Raw genomic sequence first — 20,041 nt, 5'->3', positions numbered from 1 at the left:
TAAATTTTGCGTTATGTCAGTTGGCATAACGCTTCTCTCCTGTTAAAACTGAGCACTGTTTTTTCAAATTTGTTTTCCAAATTTGTTTTTTAAATTAATTATAATGGCAGAAATATGATGAATGGCAGCCAAACATTGGTTGTGAAACTGGGGACGAGTGTATTGACTGGTGGCTCTCGTCGTTTAAATCGTGCCCACATTGTGGAGCTGGTTCGTCAATGTGCTCAACAACATGAAAAAGGTCACCGCATTATTATTGTGACTTCTGGTGCGATTGCCGCTGGACGCGAGCATTTGGGATACCCTGACCTTCCGGCAACTATTGCATCAAAACAATTGCTGGCAGCCGTTGGACAAAGCCGTCTGATTCAATTGTGGGAGCAGCTTTTCTCGATTTATGGTATTCATGTCGGGCAAATGCTTCTGACCCGGGCGGATTTGGAAGACCGTGAGCGCTTCCTGAATGCAAGGGATACCCTTCAGGCGTTGCTTGATAATCACATTGTTCCCATTATTAATGAAAATGATGCCGTTGCGACAGCAGAGATTAAAGTGGGTGACAATGATAATCTTTCTGCGCTGGCAGCGATTTTGGGCAGTGCAGATAAATTATTGCTCCTGACAGATATCGAAGGACTTTATACTGCAGATCCTCGCAGTAACCCTGATGCAAAATTGATCTCTGAAGTACATGACATCAGTGATGAGCTGAAAATGATGGCTGGGGACAGTGTATCCGGTTTAGGCACGGGGGGGATGGCGACAAAACTTCAGGCCGCCGGTGTGGCTGGACGTGCTGGAATTGATGTTATTATCGCTGCGGGTAACAGGTCGGATGTTATTGCTGATGTTATTGAAGGAAAACCGGTTGGAACACGTTTTCATGGACTGACTAGCCCAATGGAAAACCGCAAACGTTGGATCTTTGGTGCGCCTCCGGCGGGGGAAATCATCGTCGATCATGGTGCAGAAGCGGCGATTACCGGAAAAGGCAGCTCGTTGCTGCCAAAAGGGATCAAAAACGTTAAAGGTGATTTTTCCCGAGGTGAAGTTATTTGCATCCGCAGTTTATCGGGCAAAGATTTGGCTCATGGTGTGTGCCGTTACAACAGTGATGCTTTACGTTTGATTGCAGGCCATCATTCACAGCAAATTAGCCAGATATTGGGTTATGAATATGGCGCTGTTGCGGTTCACCGTGACGATTTGATCGTAATTTAATGAATTAATCGTAATTGAGAGATCATAATTGATCGTGAGTTAAGGATTTCACCATGCTAGAGCAGATGGGAAAAGCAGCTAAAGCAGCATCATGGCAGTTGGCACAATTAAGTACCAACCAGAAAAACCAAGCGTTGAATCATATTGCTGATTTGTTGGAAGCAGAAATTGAAGTCATCCTTGCTGCCAATCAGCAAGATATGGGGCAAGCCCGTGAACAGGGAATGAATGAAGCGCTGCTCGATCGGTTATTACTGACGCCTGAACGACTGAATGCGATTGCCAATGATGTACGCCAAGTCTGCCGTCTGGCTGATCCTGTAGGGCAAGTCATTGATGGACAATTATTGGATAGTGGATTGCAATTGAGCCGTCGCCGAGTTCCTTTAGGGGTGATTGGCGTGATTTATGAAGCTCGCCCCAATGTTACTATTGATGTGGCATCTTTGTGCCTGAAAACAGGTAATGCTGTGATACTTCGTGGTGGCAAAGAAACCCATCATACTAATCAGGCGATGGTTAAAGTCATACAACAGGCATTGGAACAAAGTGGCTTACCGACTGCTGCGGTTCAGGCTATTAATAAGCCAGATCGTGAATTAGTGGCTGAATTACTGAAAATGGATCGCTATGTCGATATGTTGATCCCTCGAGGTGGGGCCGGATTACATAAATTGTGCCGGGAACAATCAACTATTCCTGTGATTACTGGTGGCATTGGTGTTTGTCACACGTTTGTGGATGAAACCATCAATGTTGAAAAAGCATTAGAAATAATTACTAATGCGAAAGTTCAGCGTCCAAGTGCCTGTAATTCACTGGAAACGTTATTAGTACATGAAAAGATAGCGACTGATTTCCTGCCCATTTTGAGTATCAAAATGAAAGAGCTGGGAGTGACATTGCATGCAAGTAAATCAGCAATGGCATGGTTGGGAGATGGACCGGCAACCGTCGTCGAAGTGACAGAAGATGATTACTGTGATGAATGGTTATCTTTGGATATGAATGTGGAAGTTGTTAGTAGTATTGAGCAAGCTATTGAGCACATTCGTACTTATGGCACTGCCCACTCTGATGCGATCTTGACAGATTCTTTGCAGCAGGCTGATCACTTTGTGCGCCATGTGGATTCAGCAGCAGTATATGTGAATGCAAGTACTCGTTTTACCGATGGGGGACAATTTGGTTTGGGAGCTGAAGTGGCTGTCAGTACCCAGAAATTACACTCCAGAGGCCCAATGGGGCTTGATGCACTGACAACGTATAAGTGGATTGGTTATGGTAATTATTTACCTCGCAGTTAACCGTATTTTACTTTAATTGGAATTTGTCAAACTATATTGAGTCACACTTAATTGTAAGTGTGACTTTTTGTTCCACCAAATTGTTCCATCAAAAATATCTTTTTACACTAGTGTAAATATTTAGTTACTATACTTTATATTTAGGCTTAATTTTATAAACTCTTCGGGAAAACAATGAAATGAAACAAACTCTATTCATCGTAGGTGCACGCGGTGCAGGGAAGACGACAATAGGTAAGTTGTTGTCTGAAGCATTGTCGTATAAATTTATTGACACCGATGAGAGTGTTCAGACTGTTAGTGAAATGACGATTGCCGAGCTTGTTCAACAATATGGCTGGGAATATTTCAGAAAATTGGAAAGCCAAACGTTGCAAGCGGTTAGCCAGAGCGAAAGTGTCATTTCAACAGGTGGGGGAATTGTATTGTCGATTGAGAATCGCCAATATATGCAACAAAATGGCATTGTGATTTATTTACAGGCACCCGCAGAAGTTTTGGGTAAACGGCTATTACTCAATCCAGAGAATTCACAGCGTCCTAGCCTAACAGGAAAGTCCATCATAGAAGAAATTGAAGAAGTATTGGTTGAAAGAGAATCATTATATCAAGAGTGTGCTGATTTTATTGTCGATGCTAATCTTGCAACAGAAGATATTGTATCTTGTGTTAAATCTTATATTTTAAACCAGCAAAACAAGCTAATTTGATATATTAAGAACTTTTAAGTTTATTTTTTATTTAGCAGGGAAATCTTATATATCAGATTGCTTATACAAATTATAGTATCATTCTATTGACTCACTTTAATTTTATTTAATTATATTTGAGATATGGATATGCTCTTAAATTTTATTCGGCTACTTGTTCGTGTTCTCTTTAGGGTTACAGTTGAAGGGGATGATAAACAGCTAAAACACCCTAAATGTATTATTACTCCCAATCATATTTCATTTCTGGATGGCCTGTTAATTGGGCTATTCTTGCCGATAAAGCCTGTATTCGCGATCTATTCTAATATTGCGAGCTGCAGCTTTCTTAAATTTATTAAGACCTATGCGGATGTCGTACCTCTAGATCCTACCAATCCAATGGCAGTCAGAACATTGGTTAAAGAAGTGGATAAAGGGCGCCCGATTGTGATTTTTCCTGAAGGAAGGATCACTGTGACCGGTTCCCTCATGAAAATTTATGATGGTGCCGCTTTTATTGCCGCGAAATCAGAAGCAAAAGTAGTCCCAATCCGAATTGATGGTGCAGAACAAACGGTTTTTGGTCGGTTAAAAGGAATTATGAAGTTACATTGGTTCCCGAAAATCACCATCAAGATTTTACCTGCCGTTGATCTGCCAATGCCGGATGCACCTGATTCAACAACACGCCGCCGTTTAGCAGGAGAACACCTCCATGCCATTATGATGGACGTGAGAATGCAGACACGTCCAAAGGAGACATTGTTTAGCGCTTACCTTACTGCGCAAAAACGCTTTGGCCGCTTTAAGCCCTGCATTGAGGATGTGAACTTTAAAGAAGATAGCTATCACTCATTATTGAAAAAAATATTGGGTGTCAGCAGAATTTTAGAGAGCTTTACACAAAAAGGTGAACGAATTGGTCTGCTGTTGCCGAATGCAACTGTGATGGCGGCTGCCACCTATGGAGCTTCGTTAAAAGGGCGAGTACCGGCCCTTCTTAACTATACGGCAGGAAGCAACGGCATTAAGAATGCCATGCAGGCGGCAACCATCAAAACTATCGTAACATCCCGCCAATTTCTGGAAAAAGGACAATTAATCCATCTGCCAGAACAGGTGACAGAGGCTAATTGGGTCTATCTCGAAGATTTAAAAGATACGATCACTCGGGAAGATAAACTTTGGATATTGTGGCATTTGATTTTCCCTTCCAAAGCTATTTTGGCCTCGCAAAAACCGGATGATGATGCATTGATCCTGTTTACATCAGGATCAGAAGGTGCACCAAAAGGCGTTGTCCACAGCCATGTCAGCCTACTGGCGAATGTTGAGCAGATAAAAACGATTGCTGATTTTACTCCGCTGGACCGCTTTATGTCTTCTTTGCCACTGTTTCATGCCTTTGGCCTGACAGTTGGTTTATTTACTCCGTTAATGACGGGCAGCCGCGTGTTTCTTTATCCAAGCCCGTTACATTATCGTGTTGTGCCTGAATTGGTCTATGACCGTAACTGTACCGTGTTATTCGGAACTTCGACTTTCTTGGGCAATTATGCTCGTTTTGCTCATCCTTATGATTTTTCCCGTCTGCGCTATGTGGTTGCCGGAGCAGAAAAATTGTCAGAAAACACAAAACGTGTTTGGCAGGATAAATTTGGTATCCGTATTCTAGAAGGTTACGGGGTGACGGAATGTGCTCCTGTAGTAGCAATCAATGTGCCGATGGCGGCAAAAACAGGAACAGTTGGGCGGATCTTACCGGGTATGGAAGCTCGTTTTCTGCCAGTACAGGGTATTGAAGAAGGCGGCCGCTTACAGCTACGTGGACCGAATATCATGAAGGGCTATCTGCGGGTTGAAGCAGCTAATCGTCTGGAGCCGCCATCTGCGGAAGACGCAGAAGGAAACAATCAAATTGGCTGGTACGATACCGGAGATATTGTTTCTATTGATGAAGAGGGCTTCTGTACGATCAAAGGGCGTGTGAAACGATTTGCCAAACTTGCGGGAGAAATGGTTTCTCTCGAAGCGGTGGAACAAATAGCTTTTCGCGTTTCTAATGATGCGCTGCATGCGGCTACAGCCAAGAGTGATCAAAGCAAAGGTGAAGCGCTGGTATTATTCACAACAGATGCAAATCTAAATAGAAATGCAATGCTGGGAGTGGCTCGCGAAATGGGAATGCCTGAGTTGTCGGTTCCACGAAATATTCGTTATGTGAAGCAACTTCCTTTGCTTGGCAGTGGCAAACCGGATTTTGTCGCATTGAGAAAAATGGCTGAACAGGAGTAGGGAAATGAATGGCACTATGGAGACACAACCGCTGTTAAATCGAGGAATGAAAGCAGTATTGGTGTCGCAATTTCTCTCTGCTTTTGCTGACAATGCGCTGTTCTTTACCATTTTAGCTCAATTGAAGGCGGAGTCTTATCCCGAATGGAGCTGGCCAGTCCTGCAAATTGTTTTTGTCCTGACTTATATTGCACTTGCCCCTTTTGTGGGGCAAATCGCTGATCGTTTTTCAAAAGGGCGTGTCATGCTCTTTTCTAATGGTGTCAAATTGCTTGGAGCCATCAGCATTTGTATCGATATGAATCCTTTCCTAGGATATACCTTAGTGGGAATTGGGGCTGCTGCCTATTCTCCCGCTAAATATGGGATCTTGGGAGAATTGACTGATGGTGGGCGGTTGGTAAAAGCCAATGGCATGATGGAAGCTTCGACCATTGCAGCTATCCTGATTGGTTCAGTCGCTGGTGGTTTCCTTTCTGATGTGAGTTTGGTATCGGCATTGGGGCTTTGTGCCTTGTTGTATAGTGCCGCAGTCGTGTCCAATTTCTATATACCTCGTCTGGCGGCAGCTCGTGAAGGTAGGGGTTGGAATCCCAAAAAAATGCTGGTGGATTTCATAGCGGTTTGTGTTTCACTCTGGCGTAATCAGGAAACACGATTTTCACTGGTGGGCACGAGTTTATTTTGGGGAGCCGGTATCACGCTGCGCTTCCTGTTGGTTGCATGGGTTCCTGTTGTTCTGGGGATTGATAGCAATACGACCCCAACATTGATGAATGCTGTAGTTGCTATTGGTATCATTGTGGGAGCAGGTTTGGCTGCGCGGTTTATTACATTGAAAACTGTTCGTCGCTGTATGCCAGCGGGGATCTTAATTGGATTCATGGTCATTCTTTTTGCTACTCAGCAATCAATAGTATTTTCCTACTTAATTCTGATTGTCCTCGGGGTGTTTGGTGGGCTTTTTGTCGTTCCATTAAATGCATTGCTGCAAGAGCATGGAAAGCATGCGATGGGAGCAGGTAAAGCCGTTGCTGTGCAAAATCTTGGCGAAAACAGTGCCATGCTGGTAATGCTGGGGCTGTATTCAATTTCCGTGATGTTGGAAGCGCCGGTTGTTGCTGTCGGCATTAGTTTTGGTATTTTGCTTTCTTTGGCAATTGGGGGGCTATGGATTTGGGATCTGCTTCGGAAAAATTAATTTCTTATAGAATTGAAGGCCTGTTATGGATGAAAAAATCCTGAATCAGCTTAGTATTGAACTCGGAAAGAGATTAAAACAGAGAAAATTATCCGTGACTTGTGCAGAATCATGTACAGGAGGCTGGATAGCTAAAGTGATCACAGATATTGCGGGAAGTTCGGCCTATTTTAATCGTAGTTTCGTGACTTACAGTAATGATGCTAAACATGAAATGCTGGGTGTTTCACCAGAATCATTGGCACGATTCGGTGCGGTAAGTGAACAGGTTGTAAAAGAAATGGCCGCAGGGGCATTAATAGCCGCTAAAGCTGATGTGTCTGTTGCTGTCAGTGGCATTGCTGGGCCGGATGGTGGAAGTGAAGAAAAACCAACTGGTACAGTTTGGTTTGGATTTGCCTTTCATGTTGATGAAGACATACAGACGGTGACATATCGCCAGCATTTTTCAGGTGATCGCGATATCGTGCGTCTACAAGCCGTCATTTTTTCTTTAAAAACCTTGTTGGAAGAAATCATAAAAAATTAGCTTGATGCTGTATGATTATACAGTATAATCATACAGCACTTGGTATCAGAAACAGTTTATCAGCAGTGGGGCAGCCCCTTCATTGCTTGCGAAGGAGTAAACATGGCTAACGATGAAAACAAACAGAAAGCACTAGCAGCAGCGCTGGGCCAAATTGAGAAACAATTTGGTAAAGGTTCCATCATGCGTTTGGGTGAAAACCGCTCAATGGATGTTGAAACGATCTCTACCGGTTCCCTGTCACTGGATATTGCATTGGGTGCAGGTGGTTTGCCAATGGGCCGTATTGTTGAAATATATGGGCCAGAATCTTCCGGTAAGACAACACTGACATTGCAAGTAATTGCTGCTGCTCAGCGCGAAGGCAGAACTTGTGCTTTTATTGATGCCGAACATGCCCTTGATCCGGTTTATGCGAAAAAACTGGGCGTAGATATTGATAATCTGTTGTGTTCTCAGCCTGATACTGGTGAACAAGCACTGGAAATCTGTGATGCTTTATCACGTTCTGGTGCTGTTGATGTGATTATTGTTGACTCTGTTGCAGCATTAACACCAAAAGCAGAAATTGAAGGCGAAATCGGCGACTCTCACATGGGGCTGGCTGCACGTATGATGAGTCAAGCTATGCGTAAGCTGGCGGGGAATTTGAAAAACTCGAACACCCTGCTGATCTTCATCAACCAGATTCGTATGAAAATTGGCGTGATGTTTGGTAACCCTGAAACGACCACTGGTGGTAATGCGCTGAAATTCTACGCATCTGTCCGTTTGGATATTCGTCGTACTGGCTCGGTGAAAAATGGCGATGAAGTTGTTGGTAGTGAAACACGTGTGAAAGTAGTCAAGAATAAGGTTGCTGCACCATTTAAGCAGGCCGAATTCCAAATTCTTTATGGTGAAGGCATTAACACTTTTGGTGAACTGATCGATCTGGGTGTTAAACACAAAATGGTGGAAAAAGCAGGTGCATGGTATAGCTACAATGGCGATAAAATTGGGCAAGGTAAAGCCAATGCCACTACCTACCTGAAAGAGCATCCAGAAATTGCATCTGAGCTGGATAAGAAACTACGTGACTTGTTGTTGAACAAGACAGGCGGCTTTAATAGCGCCGCTGCGGATTACGTGGCAGACTTTGAAGACAACGGCGAAGAAGTGAATAACGAAGAGTTTTAATTACTTTTCATTCAATTTCCATATTTAGTTGCAATACAGAGCCAAATAGGCTTTTAAAGACCACATTCATATCGGGTGTGGTTTTTTGTTTTTATGAGAGAAATAAACATCCTTGAAATAAGCGTATCGAAACAGGTGTAATGAACAGACTTTCAGAAAATCCCCAGACGAATTACAATGCTGAAAAGCGAATGGATTTATATGGGATTTTACTTCTTATGGAAGACACTCTATCTTAACCCTATTTTAATTTATTCGTGAGTTGAAATGGTGATGCAATATACCACCTCAACCATTCATAAATCTGTATTTTCAGCTTGATTTCGGGACAATTATGAGCAAAAGCACCGCTGAGATCCGTCAAGCGTTTCTTGACTTTTTTCATACTAAAGGGCACCAGATAGTACCAAGTAGTTCGTTGGTGCCAACCAATGATCCAACATTGTTGTTCACCAATGCAGGGATGAACCAGTTCAAAGATGTCTTTCTTGGATTGGATAATAGACCTTATTCTAGAGCAACAACGGCTCAGCGCTGTGTTCGTGCTGGCGGTAAGCATAACGATTTAGAAAATGTGGGCTATACGGCCCGTCACCACACTTTCTTTGAAATGCTGGGTAACTTCAGTTTCGGCGATTATTTTAAACAAGATGCAATTAAATACGCATGGGAGTTGCTGACCAGCGAAGAGTGGTTTAATCTGCCAAAAGAAAAACTGTGGGTTACTGTCTATGAGACCGACGATGAAGCTTATGACATTTGGCATAAAGAAGTTGGCGTTCCGGCAGAAAAAATTATTCGTATAGGCGATAACAAAGGTGCTCCATATGCGTCAGATAATTTCTGGCAAATGGGAGATACTGGGCCATGTGGTCCTTGTACGGAAATTTTTTACGACCACGGTGAGCATATTTGGGGAGGTCCTCCAGGCAGCCCAGAAGAAGATGGTGATCGATATATTGAAATTTGGAACACCGTTTTCATGCAATTCAATCGCCATGCTGATGGCACGATGGAACCATTGCCAAAACCCTCTGTTGATACTGGCATGGGTTTGGAACGTATCACCGCAGTTTTGCAACACGTTAACTCAAACTATGAAATTGACTTATTCCAAAATCTGATTGCTTCAGTTGCAGAAGTAACAGGAGCAACGGATCTTAACAATAAATCTTTGCGTGTTATTGCGGATCATATCCGTGCATGTGCATTCTTGATTTGTGATGGTGTTATTCCATCCAATGAAAACCGTGGATACGTACTTCGTCGTATCATTCGCCGTGCTGTTCGCCATGGTAATATGCTGGGAGCGAAAGATGTCTTCTTCTATAAATTGGTTGCTCCACTGATCAAAATCATGGGCGCGGCTGGTGAAGAGCTGAAACAGCAGCAAGCCTTGGTTGAGCAGGTATTGAAAACAGAAGAAGAACAGTTTGCTCGTACTTTGGAACGTGGCTTGCAACTTCTGGATGAAGAATTGGCCAAATTATCGGGTGCTATTCTTGATGGTGAAACCGCTTTCCGTTTGTATGATACTTATGGCTTCCCTATTGACTTAACTGCGGATGTTTGTCGCGAACGTAATATCAAAGTTGATGAAGCAGGTTTTGATGCAGCGATGGAAAACCAGCGTCGCCGCGCTCGTGAATCCAGTGGCTTTGGCACAGATTACAATGAATTGATTAAAGTTGATGGGCGCAGTGATTTCTGTGGCTATGAACATAATTCACAGCAAGCTGCAGTTATCGCTATTTTCCGCAATGGTCAAGCTGTTGAGCAAATTCATGCTGGTGAAGAAGCGATTGTTATCCTTGATAAAACCGCTTTTTATGCTGAATCTGGTGGACAGGTTGGTGATACTGGAAAATTGTTGAATGACAATGGTGTATTTGAAGTCCTCGATACACAAAAATATGCTCAGGCAATTGGACACATTGGCAAATTGACAAGCGGTAACTTGAGCGTTAATTATACAATTAATGCTGAAATTGATGTGGTACGTAGAGATGCGATCCGTTTGAATCACTCGGCGACTCATCTGTTACATTCGGCATTACGTCAAATTTTGGGAGAACACGTTGCCCAGAAAGGTTCTTTGGTAAATGATAAGTACCTGCGCTTTGACTTCTCTCACTTTGAAGCCATGAAGCCAGAACAGATCCGTCAAGTCGAAAACTTGGTGAATGAAGAGATTCGCAAAAATTCACCAATTGTTACAGAATTGATGGAGCTGGAAGCAGCAAAAGCCAATGGTGCCATGGCACTGTTTGGCGAGAAGTATGACGAAAAGGTGCGTGTACTCAGCATGGGAGGCTTTTCTACCGAACTATGCGGTGGTACTCATGCGAGTCGTACAGGTGATATTGGGCTGTTCCGTATATCCAGTGAATCAGGTACAGCAGCAGGAATTCGTCGTATTGAAGCCATTACGGGGCAAACAGCGTTAAACTCTATCTATCAGCAGGCTGATTTACTGCAAGACATTGCTCATCTGGTGAAAGGTGATATCAGTAGCCTGAATGAGAAAGTGAAAACGACATTGGACAGAACGAAGCAATTGGAAAAAGAGTTGCAACAGTTGAAATCTCAGCAAGCAGCTCAGGAAAGCTCCTCTTTGGCGAGTCAAACCAAGGAAATCCAAGGTGTTCGTCTACTGGTAACACAGTTAGGTGATATAGAGCCGAAAGTGCTCAGAACGATGGTTGATGATCTAAAAAATCAATTGGGATCAGCAATTATTGTGCTTTCTACAGTGACTGGTGATAAAGTCAGCCTAATTGTTGGTATAACGAAGGATTTGACTGCTAGAATAAAAGCAGGAGATTTAATCTCTTTTGTTGCCCAACAAGTTGGAGGTAAAGGAGGAGGGCGCCCTGATCTGGCTCAGGCTGGCGGGACTGATGTAGCAGCTCTTCCTTCCGCATTAGCTAGTGTAGAAGAGTGGGTAACATTGCGGTTATAGTTGGTATTGCCGTGAAGCTGCGGCACCATGAAAGCTTTTTTATGGTGCCGAATGTTTTTTGTTGTGAAATTGTTGAAATGTTGGGCACATACTTATATTTTAGCTATCCTATAGATATAGGAATGTGTTCAAAACTACTTATACTTTAAGTAGATATCATTGCTTTACGTTTTCACGGTGTTTGATGGATAATAGCGGGGAAACCTAGAGACCCGACTCTTTTAAATTTTCAAGGAGCAAAGAATGCTTATTCTGACTCGTCGAGTTGGTGAAACACTCATGATAGGCGATGAGGTAACAGTCACAGTACTGGGAGTTAAAGGCAACCAAGTTCGCATTGGTGTAAATGCGCCCAAGGAAGTTTCTGTTCACCGTGAAGAAATTTATCAACGGATTCAGGCAGAGAAATCTCAGCCTACAACTTTTTAATTCAAGAATGGCGTCCATGCTTTTTTAATACTTGGGCGCTACTCTGCTTTTTTCTTTCTGTTTTCTCTTTCTTTTTTACTTCCCTGTTCTGTAAATCTATTGCGTTTATCTCTTTTTGATACCTTGATTCTATTCTCTCACGTCTTTTTATTTTCTATCTGTTGAAAAGGCATCGTTCATGAGGCCATTATGTTGAATAATCATTTTCGTAAACTTTATGGTTTTTAGATGATTTCACTGTTGATAAAACAGCCCTTTAGATGCTAAACCAAACATTTTGCGTGTTAAGTGCGCAAAAGAAAAAAAGTTTCGAAAAATTGTTTGACTTATCAGACAGGGAAAGTAATATGTGCGCCATCGCAGCGACGAAGAGCTTGAAGAAAAGCTTCTGAGTAAGTTTCAGAGGTAAAGGTTCTGAAAGCTAAGAAGTAAAAACTTCTAAGCTGCAAGTTTTAAAGCGTGAATATATAGTTTACGACCTTAAAGAAAAAGGTGAGGTGGCCGAGAGGCTGAAGGCGCTCCCCTGCTAAGGGAGTATGTGGTTAAGAGCTGCATCGAGGGTTCGAATCCCTCCCTCACCGCCATTTAAATAATGCATCCATAGCTCAGCTGGATAGAGTACTCGGCTACGAACCGAGCGGTCGGAGGTTCGAATCCTCCTGGATGCACCATATTCAACACTGTGATTACGTCATAATGTTTGAACTCTGGAAATCGGTCGATAGCCAGAAATAAAAAAATCGACAACGCATCCATAGCTCAGCTGGATAGAGTACTCGGCTACGAACCGAGCGGTCGGAGGTTCGAATCCTCCTGGATGCACCATATTCAACACTGTGATTACGTCATAATGTTTAAATTCTGGAAATCAGACGATAACCAGAAATAGAAAATCGACAACGCATCCATAGCTCAGCTGGATAGAGTACTCGGCTACGAACCGAGCGGTCGGAGGTTCGAATCCTCCTGGATGCACCATCTTAAACCCCTGCCTTATTAAGGCAGGGGTTTTTCTTTTTTATTCCCGCTTAAACATAATATTTGCTTTATTATTTTTGTTTGCAATTTAATCGGTAGTGTGTTGCTACCTCTATGTAATCAGCGACAACTTGGCTTCTTTCATATAAAGTAAACTTTTAGTAATAATCTTTTTAAACTCCACGGGAGGACAAATTGATCCCGGACGTATCAAAAGCATTGTCATGGTTAGAGGCAAACCCTACCGTATTAAATGGTATTTGCCGTGGCATTGAACGTGAAACATTGCGTGTTACTCCAGACGGTCATTTAGCTAAGACAGAGCATCCAAAATCACTTGGTGCTTCTTTAACGCATAAATGGATTACAACTGATTTTGCTGAATCTCTATTGGAGTTTATTACCCCTGTTGATAGCAACATAGATAGAACCATTTCTTTCCTTAAAGATTTGCATACTTATACAGCTCGGCATCTGGATAATGAAAAAATGTGGCCTTTAAGCATGCCTTGTTTTATTGATGAAGAAGAGAATATCACTCTTGCTCAATATGGTACGTCCAACGTGGGCCGCTTTAAGACCCTGTATCGTGAAGGATTAAAGAACCGTTATGGCGCGTTGATGCAAACAATCTCTGGGGTGCATTATAACTTTTCTCTACCAATGAGTTTCTGGCAGGCATGGTTAGGTATTAAAGACACCGAAACGGGAAAAGAACAGATTTCAGATGGCTATTTCCGTTTGATTCGCAATTATTACCGCTTTGGATGGGTAATTCCTTATTTATTTGGTGCATCACCTGCAATTTGTCCTTCGTTCTTATGCGGACGAAATTCAACACTGTCTTTTGAGGAAACAGAAAAAGGGACTTGTTATCTGCCTTACGCGACTTCTTTGAGGATGAGTGATTTAGGATATACCAATAAATCGCAAAGTGATCTGAATATTACTTTTAATCATCTCCATACATATGTAGAAGGACTTAAAAAAGCCATTCACAAACCATCGGAAGATTTTGCCGCAATAAGTATTAAAAAAGAAGATAAATACCTACAGCTCAACACTAATGTCCTTCAAATTGAAAATGAGTTGTATGCACCGATACGTCCAAAACGAGTCACGAAAGAAGGGGAATCGCCTTCAGATGCCTTGTTGAGAGGGGGCATAGAGTATATTGAGGTGCGTTCTTTGGATATTAACCCTTTTTCTCCCATTGGGGTTGATGAAACTCAAATTCGTTTTCTTGACTTATTCTTGATATGGTGTGTTCTGGCTGAAGCCCCTGAAATGGGAAGTGAGGAGCTTGAATGTTGCCGTGGAAACTGGAATAAAGTTATTTTAGAAGGACGCAAGCCTGGATTATCTATTGGTCTTGGTTATGAGATTGAACAACAGCCGCTTAAGACTGTGGGACAGGAATTATTCAGGGATTTAGAGCGAGTAGCAGAAGTCTTGGACACCTGTTCAGGAACTCAATATCAATCAGTCTGTAAAGAATTGGTGAACATGTTTGAAGATCCATCACTAACGTTTTCCGCGCGTGTCTTAGATAAGATGAAATCTCAGGGGATAGCGGGTTTTGGATTAGAACTAGCAAACCAGTATCACAACGAATTGATTGAAGAAAATTATTCAATTTTGAATGATGAAAATTTTTCGGTTGAACGTGAGACTTCTGTAGCACGCCAACATGACCTTGAGCAGCAAGATAAAATGAGTTTTGAAGAGTACTTAAAACTTCATACTGGGCGTTAAAAAAGAAAATGGCCACCAATGGTGGCCGAATAAAATATCTTAGAGAATAGGGATGATAACAATTTTGCGCGTCTTCATATCTTATGACCAGCCGCAAATGAAAAGGTTTCATTTATCTGAAAGAATTTTCGTAAAAAATCTGATGCCTTAGGAGGTAGAGTAATGCCTTTATTGGATAGTTTTACAGTTGACCATACTCGCATGGCCGCACCTGCTGTTAGGGTGGCTAAAACAATGACAACACCAAATGGTGATACCATCACGGTATTTGATCTACGCTTTTGTGTTCCCAACAAAGCAGTGATGCCAGAAAGAGGTATTCACACACTTGAGCATTTGTTTGCGGGTTTTATGCGTAATCATTTGAATGGTGATGGTGTTGAAATTATTGATATCTCGCCAATGGGATGTCGTACTGGTTTTTATATGAGTTTGATCGGTGCTCCGAAAGAATTGAGAGTGGCTGAAGCTTGGAAAGCTGCTATGGCTGATGTGTTAAAAGTTCAAGATCAAAGCCAGATCCCTGAATTAAATATTTATCAGTGTGGTACGTATGAGATGCACTCACTAAAAGAAGCTCAAGATATTGCTCAGAATATTCTTGATGCTGATGTTCGCGTCAATCAGAACGATGAGTTAGCATTGCCAGAAGAAAAACTCGTAGAGCTACAGGTATAGACTGCCTGTAAGCGAGGAGCTGAATTATGTATTAATGATACGCCTGATTCTCGCTATCTATTCTATTTTGGTTGTAAATTTTTTTGTTAGTCGACCAAAATTAGATGATATTTTCGGGGCTGGCTTGTTTTGCTGGCCCTCTATAGATTAATGTTTGTTTAATGTCATTTTTTTATAGTTCCTATAAGGAACTGGTTAGAATTATTCGTTTGTTTTTATGGAATAAATGAAATTTTCTCATGAATACTAATATTCAAGATACTCTGACATTTATTGTTTTTTGCTATTAGTATTATGGAGGGAGTTATAGGTGATTTTTATAAAAACATTATTTTTGTTTTTGGCATGACTTCAGAGAGGTTGGGATGTCTTAAGTATTTGAAACTACCTCGATTTTATGCAAAGGATAGAAATGATCATATATATTATTCTTAATTCTCTAAATAATAAATACTTTAAAATTAGCACCTATTTTTTCTAAAAATAAAAGTCTTCTTAATTTTCTAACTACCCCAGAATATGCAGGTAGTTAAATTTTGAATATTGTTATTGAATAATTATTAATTTATTCAGTGGATTTTATGTTTTGTTTTGTATCTTTATTTATTGGTGTCACACGAACCTGCTTGATAACATTATCGTGTACTGCAATAACCTCAAAATTATATTCATTAATCTGCACTTGAGCGTTCAATTCAGGAATTTCGCCTAGTTCTTCCAGAATCATTCCATTCATTGTTCTTGGGCCATCTTCAGGTAGCGCCCAATTGAAAGCTTTATTCAATTCACGGATGTTAGCTGTACCACCAACTAGAACGGTACCGTCACTTTGCGGAAAAACCTCTTCTGCCAGAGTGGGAGACATGGAGGTGGTAAAATCGCCGACAATTTCTTCCAAAATATCTTCAACAGTGATTAGCCCTTGAATATCTCCATATTCATCAACGATTAAGCCAGCTTTTTGTTTATTACGTTGAAAGTTGACAAGTTGGATGTTCAACGGAGTACTAACAGGAATAAAGTAGATTTTATCTGCGGCTTTGAGCAAATTTCTTTTTGTGAATTCTTTTTTCTCCATCATCAGCCGATATGCTTCACGTACTCGGAGCATACCGATAGCATCATCAAGGGAGTCACGATATAGCACAATGCGTCCATGTGGGGAGTGTGTCAGTTGTCTGATAACGGATTTCCAATCATTGTTAATATCAATACCGACAATTTCGTTACGCGGGATCATAATGTCACCAACAGTGACTTTCTCAAGATCTAATATTGAGATCAGCATGTCCTGATTGCGGCGTGATAGGTTAGTGTTTGATTCATTTACGATCGTACGTAGCTCGTCTTTGCTGACTGCATCATTGCGGATATTAGGGGTTTTGATCCCCAAACAATGCATAAACAGCAAGCTAATCTTATTAAAGGACCAAACAAGGGGCAGCATAATTTTTTCTAGCGGACGCAGCAAGAAGCTACTTGGGAATGCCACCCTTTCAGGATAAAGCGCGGCGATAGTTTTTGGCATTACTTCAGAAAAAATGAGAATAACGAATGTGAGTACACCAGTTGCAATGGCAACACCTGCATCGCCATAGAGCCTCATGCCAACGATAGTAGCAAGAGCAGACGCCAGAATGTTGACGAGATTATTACCAATAAGGATCAGGCTGATGAGTCTATCTGGATGACGCAGCAGAGATTCAACCCTGCGTGCGGGTCCGCTCCCCTGTTTAGCCAAATGTCGCAAGCGATATCGGTTGATTGTCATCATGCTAGTTTCTGAGGCAGAAAAATAGGCTGAAACGATAACCATGACAACAAGAATTATAATCAGTGTGCTTGTTGAGACGTGATCCAAAACAGAATTCCTTCCTAATATTTATACAAATCTATTACGGTGATAATTTGAACTATTGATAAACCATCATTTCCTGTAATAACCTGCTACCGAAAAAAGCAAGTGTCAGAATAAATGCGCCAATCAGATTGAACCAAATAACACGCTTGCCACGCCACCCTTCATGGTAATGTCCCCAAAGCAAAATAACGTAGACGAACCATGCAATGATAGATAAAACAGACTTATGAATATTTTCTTTACTGAAAACATCATCCATGTACATGATGCCAGTGCATAGCGTTAATGTTAGTAAAATTACACCGACCTGCGTAATGTGAAACATTTTCCGCTCTATTGTCATCAATGGAGGGATACCAGAGGTAAAGGTGAGCTTTTTCTTTTTGAGCTGATAATCCAGCCAACCAAGTTGCAATGCATAAAGAGCTGCAATGAGTAAGGTGGCATAGCTGAGTAATGCCAGCCCAATATGAATGAATAATTCGACACTATCTTCAAGATGAGTAATGAATTCTCCCGGCATCATACTGACCAGTATCAAATTGATCATAGCGAAACTATAAACAACTGGCAGTAAAAACCATGCACGCCCACGGAAAGCGACTACTGTCATGATAAGGCACACAAGCAAGCTGACAATTGAGCCTAGATTTAATAATGTCAAATTTTGCCCGCTGCTGACATGAAAAACTTGATATTTCAACGCAATGGCGTGACTTACTAACGCTATAATTGCGAAAGAAAGTGCCAGTTTTTGATAACTGTTTTGTTGGCGCAGTAAACCTGGCACGATGAGCGTCAGGCTAATGAGATAAGCTAGTAAAGCAATAATTGAAAATATCAGCATAACGTTTATCGTTTTCGCAATAGTGTTGAATGTTAACTCTTTACCTTTCAAGCCACCGTTTTGTTGGCTGTACTTAACCCTTTTGCCCACATATCCTTTAGATTACATATTCTTTGTTTATACAATTAGTTATGTAATTATGGGTGAGTATTCTTACCGTTGTAGTGTAACTTGAAATTCATTGGATATGGATTGAATACAAAATTTAAGTATACCGTTAGCAGGAGTAGCCTCCAACCGTTGTTAATCATACTTGGGAATCTCTTTGCAGAGATCACATAATCATCGTGTTATAATTCGTGAAATTTGCCTTACAAGTAGACCAACTTGTAGATATCTGAGCTGAGACAATGTTTGATAATTTAACTGACAGACTATCGCGCACATTGCGCAATATCAGCGGTCGCGGACGGCTGACGGAAGATAATATTAAAGATACGCTGCGCGAAGTTCGTATGGCTTTGCTCGAAGCGGATGTTGCATTACCTGTCGTGCGTGATTTTATTGCACGAATCAAAGAAAGCGCAGTGGGGCATGAGGTTAACAAAAGCCTTACCCCAGGTCAGGAATTCGTCAAAATCGTTCAGAATGAATTGATTAAGGCGATGGGAGAGGTTAACAGTGAACTGAACCTTTCCACACAGCCTCCCGCTGTGGTTCTTATGGCTGGTTTGCAAGGTGCAGGTAAAACTACTAGCGTTGCCAAATTAGGTAAGCTGCTGAAAGAAAAAAACAAGAAGAAAGTCTTGGTTGTTTCTGCTGACGTATACCGACCGGCAGCGATCAAACAGCTTGAAACCTTATCTGAAACAGTTGGAATTGACTTTTTCCCTTCAGATGCACAGGAAAAGCCTGTTGATATTGTCAATAAAGCGATCCAACATGCTAAGTTGAAATTTTATGATGTGTTGTTAGTCGATACAGCAGGTCGTCTGCATGTTGATGAAGCTATGATGGATGAAATCAAAGCAGTTCATGCAGCTATCAATCCTGTCGAAACCCTGTTTGTTGTTGATGCGATGACAGGTCAAGATGCGGCGAATACAGCAAAAGCATTCAATGAAGCATTGCCACTAACCGGGGTTGTTCTGACTAAAGTAGATGGTGATGCCCGTGGCGGTGCGGCACTCTCCATCCGCCACATCACGGGTAAGCCCATTAAGTTCCTCGGTGTTGGTGAAAAGACGGATGCGTTGGAACCTTTCCATCCAGATCGCATTGCATCCCGCATTCTGGGTATGGGAGACATGCTTTCATTGATCGAAGAAATTGAAAGCAAAGTTGATCGTACCCAAGCGGAAAAACTGGCGTCTAAGCTGAAAAAAGGTGACGGTTTTGATTTAAGCGATTTCCTTGAACAGCTTAAACAGATGCGTAATATGGGCGGAATGACCAGCATGTTGAGCAAAATGCCAGGAATGACGCAGATCCCTGATGCTGTTAAATCCCAAATGGATGACAAAATTCTGGTTAAAATGGAATCCATTATTAATTCCATGACTCGTAAAGAGCGTGAAAAACCAGAAATTATCAAAGGTTCTCGTAAGCGCCGTATTGCGATGGGATCGGGTACACAAGTGCAGGATGTCAATCGTTTGTTGAAACAGTTTGATGAAATGCAGCGCATGATGAAAAAGATGAAGAAAGGTGGTTTGGCAAAAATGATGCGAGGCATGAAAGGCATGCTGCCACCTGGGTTTATGGGGCGATAATCAACAAAGTTGCGAAAGAAAATGTTCTTTGGATTGCTTTTTGCGCCAAAGTGAGTAAAATTTTCGGGCTTTTAAATGGACAGTTGGACTCCATTCCTCGATGGAGTCTGGTTGTTTTGCTAACTAATGAGGATGTTATGGTAACAATTCGTTTAGCTCGTGGCGGCGCAAAAAAGCGTCCGTTCTATCAAGTAGTCGTGACCGATAGCCGCAATGCGCGTGATGGTCGTTTTATTGAGCGTGTTGGTTTCTTCAACCCAATCGCTTCAGGAAATGCAGAAGCTCTGCGTTTAGATCTGGACCGTATCGAACATTGGGTTGGTCTGGGTGCATCTGTGTCTGATCGTGTTGCTGCACTGATCAAAGACGCTAAGAAAACAGCTTAATCTGTCGCG

15 protein-coding genes and 4 tRNA genes are annotated in these 20,041 nt (G+C 41.8%); 17 read left to right on the top strand and 2 right to left on the bottom strand.

Annotated features, from left to right (window positions below):
- Nucleotides 1-117 precede the first annotated feature (117 nt).
- The 15 genes from proB to luxS all read left to right on the top strand — a co-directional run bounded on the left by proB (nt 118) and on the right by luxS (nt 15,226).
- Nucleotides 118-1,221 carry a glutamate 5-kinase gene (proB, locus tag PSI23_RS03930; RefSeq protein ID WP_444876145.1) on the top strand — a complete coding sequence of 368 codons (1,104 nt, stop codon included), beginning with the start codon at nt 118-120 and terminating at the stop codon, nt 1,219-1,221.
- Between the two features lie 53 nt (nt 1,222-1,274).
- A complete protein-coding gene (gene proA, locus PSI23_RS03925; protein WP_273553850.1) occupies nt 1,275-2,528 on the top strand; it encodes a glutamate-5-semialdehyde dehydrogenase in 1,254 nt (417 codons plus the stop codon).
- A gap of 179 nt (nt 2,529-2,707) precedes the next feature.
- The gene (gene aroL, locus PSI23_RS03920) at nt 2,708-3,238 is read left to right on the top strand and encodes a shikimate kinase AroL (RefSeq protein WP_273553849.1); all 531 of its coding nucleotides are present in this window, start codon (nt 2,708-2,710) and stop codon (nt 3,236-3,238) included.
- Nucleotides 3,239-3,361: 123 nt separating this feature from the next.
- Nucleotides 3,362-5,515, top strand: a complete 2,154-nt coding sequence (gene aas / locus PSI23_RS03915; RefSeq protein ID WP_373567278.1) for a bifunctional acyl-ACP--phospholipid O-acyltransferase/long-chain-fatty-acid--ACP ligase — start codon at nt 3,362-3,364, stop codon at nt 5,513-5,515.
- Between the two features lie 4 nt (nt 5,516-5,519).
- Entirely contained in the window at nt 5,520-6,716 is a 1,197-nt protein-coding gene (gene lplT, locus PSI23_RS03910; RefSeq protein WP_273553847.1) for a lysophospholipid transporter LplT, read from the top strand.
- 25 nt (nt 6,717-6,741) lie between these two features.
- Nucleotides 6,742-7,245 (top strand): nicotinamide-nucleotide amidase, encoded by a 504-nt coding sequence (gene pncC, locus PSI23_RS03905; protein WP_273553846.1) that lies wholly within the window; start codon nt 6,742-6,744, stop codon nt 7,243-7,245.
- 102 nt (nt 7,246-7,347) lie between these two features.
- A complete protein-coding gene (recA, locus tag PSI23_RS03900) occupies nt 7,348-8,424 on the top strand; it encodes a recombinase RecA (protein ID WP_273553845.1) in 1,077 nt (358 codons plus the stop codon).
- 334 nt (nt 8,425-8,758) lie between these two features.
- The gene (gene alaS / locus PSI23_RS03895; protein ID WP_273553844.1) at nt 8,759-11,386 is read left to right on the top strand and encodes an alanine--tRNA ligase; all 2,628 of its coding nucleotides are present in this window, start codon (nt 8,759-8,761) and stop codon (nt 11,384-11,386) included.
- A 243-nt stretch (nt 11,387-11,629) separates the two neighbouring features.
- The gene (gene csrA, locus PSI23_RS03890) at nt 11,630-11,815 is read left to right on the top strand and encodes a carbon storage regulator CsrA (RefSeq protein WP_010845367.1); all 186 of its coding nucleotides are present in this window, start codon (nt 11,630-11,632) and stop codon (nt 11,813-11,815) included.
- 491 nt (nt 11,816-12,306) lie between these two features.
- Nucleotides 12,307-12,399 (top strand) — tRNA-Ser (locus PSI23_RS03885).
- A gap of 10 nt (nt 12,400-12,409) precedes the next feature.
- A tRNA-Arg gene (locus PSI23_RS03880) sits at nt 12,410-12,486 on the top strand.
- Between the two features lie 77 nt (nt 12,487-12,563).
- Nucleotides 12,564-12,640 (top strand) — tRNA-Arg (locus PSI23_RS03875).
- A gap of 76 nt (nt 12,641-12,716) precedes the next feature.
- Nucleotides 12,717-12,793: transfer RNA gene (locus tag PSI23_RS03870), tRNA-Arg, on the top strand.
- A 195-nt stretch (nt 12,794-12,988) separates the two neighbouring features.
- Nucleotides 12,989-14,548, top strand: a complete 1,560-nt coding sequence (gshA, locus tag PSI23_RS03865; protein ID WP_273553843.1) for a glutamate--cysteine ligase — start codon at nt 12,989-12,991, stop codon at nt 14,546-14,548.
- 162 nt (nt 14,549-14,710) lie between these two features.
- Nucleotides 14,711-15,226 carry an S-ribosylhomocysteine lyase gene (gene luxS / locus PSI23_RS03860; RefSeq protein WP_273553842.1) on the top strand — a complete coding sequence of 172 codons (516 nt, stop codon included), beginning with the start codon at nt 14,711-14,713 and terminating at the stop codon, nt 15,224-15,226.
- A gap of 565 nt (nt 15,227-15,791) precedes the next feature.
- Here the strand turns inward: luxS and PSI23_RS03855 are convergent.
- Complete coding sequence (locus PSI23_RS03855) at nt 15,792-17,087, bottom strand: HlyC/CorC family transporter (RefSeq protein WP_273553841.1); 1,296 nt, start codon at nt 17,085-17,087, stop codon at nt 15,792-15,794.
- Nucleotides 17,088-17,139: 52 nt separating this feature from the next.
- Nucleotides 17,140-17,934 carry a cytochrome C assembly family protein gene (locus PSI23_RS03850; RefSeq protein ID WP_273553919.1) on the bottom strand — a complete coding sequence of 265 codons (795 nt, stop codon included), beginning with the start codon at nt 17,932-17,934 and terminating at the stop codon, nt 17,140-17,142.
- A 350-nt stretch (nt 17,935-18,284) separates the two neighbouring features.
- On the opposite strand from PSI23_RS03850, the gene ffh reads away from it, so the two are divergent.
- Nucleotides 18,285-19,646, top strand: coding sequence for a signal recognition particle protein (gene ffh / locus PSI23_RS03845; protein WP_273553840.1), 1,362 nt, complete (start codon nt 18,285-18,287; stop codon nt 19,644-19,646).
- Between the two features lie 137 nt (nt 19,647-19,783).
- Entirely contained in the window at nt 19,784-20,032 is a 249-nt protein-coding gene (gene rpsP, locus PSI23_RS03840; protein ID WP_047961642.1) for a 30S ribosomal protein S16, read from the top strand.
- Nucleotides 20,033-20,041 lie beyond the last annotated feature (9 nt).

Origin of the sequence: Xenorhabdus yunnanensis, assembly GCF_028598805.1 — a bacterium.
GTDB lineage: Bacteria > Pseudomonadota > Gammaproteobacteria > Enterobacterales > Enterobacteriaceae > Xenorhabdus > Xenorhabdus yunnanensis.
This window is presented reverse-complemented; position numbering and strand designations above follow the sequence as displayed.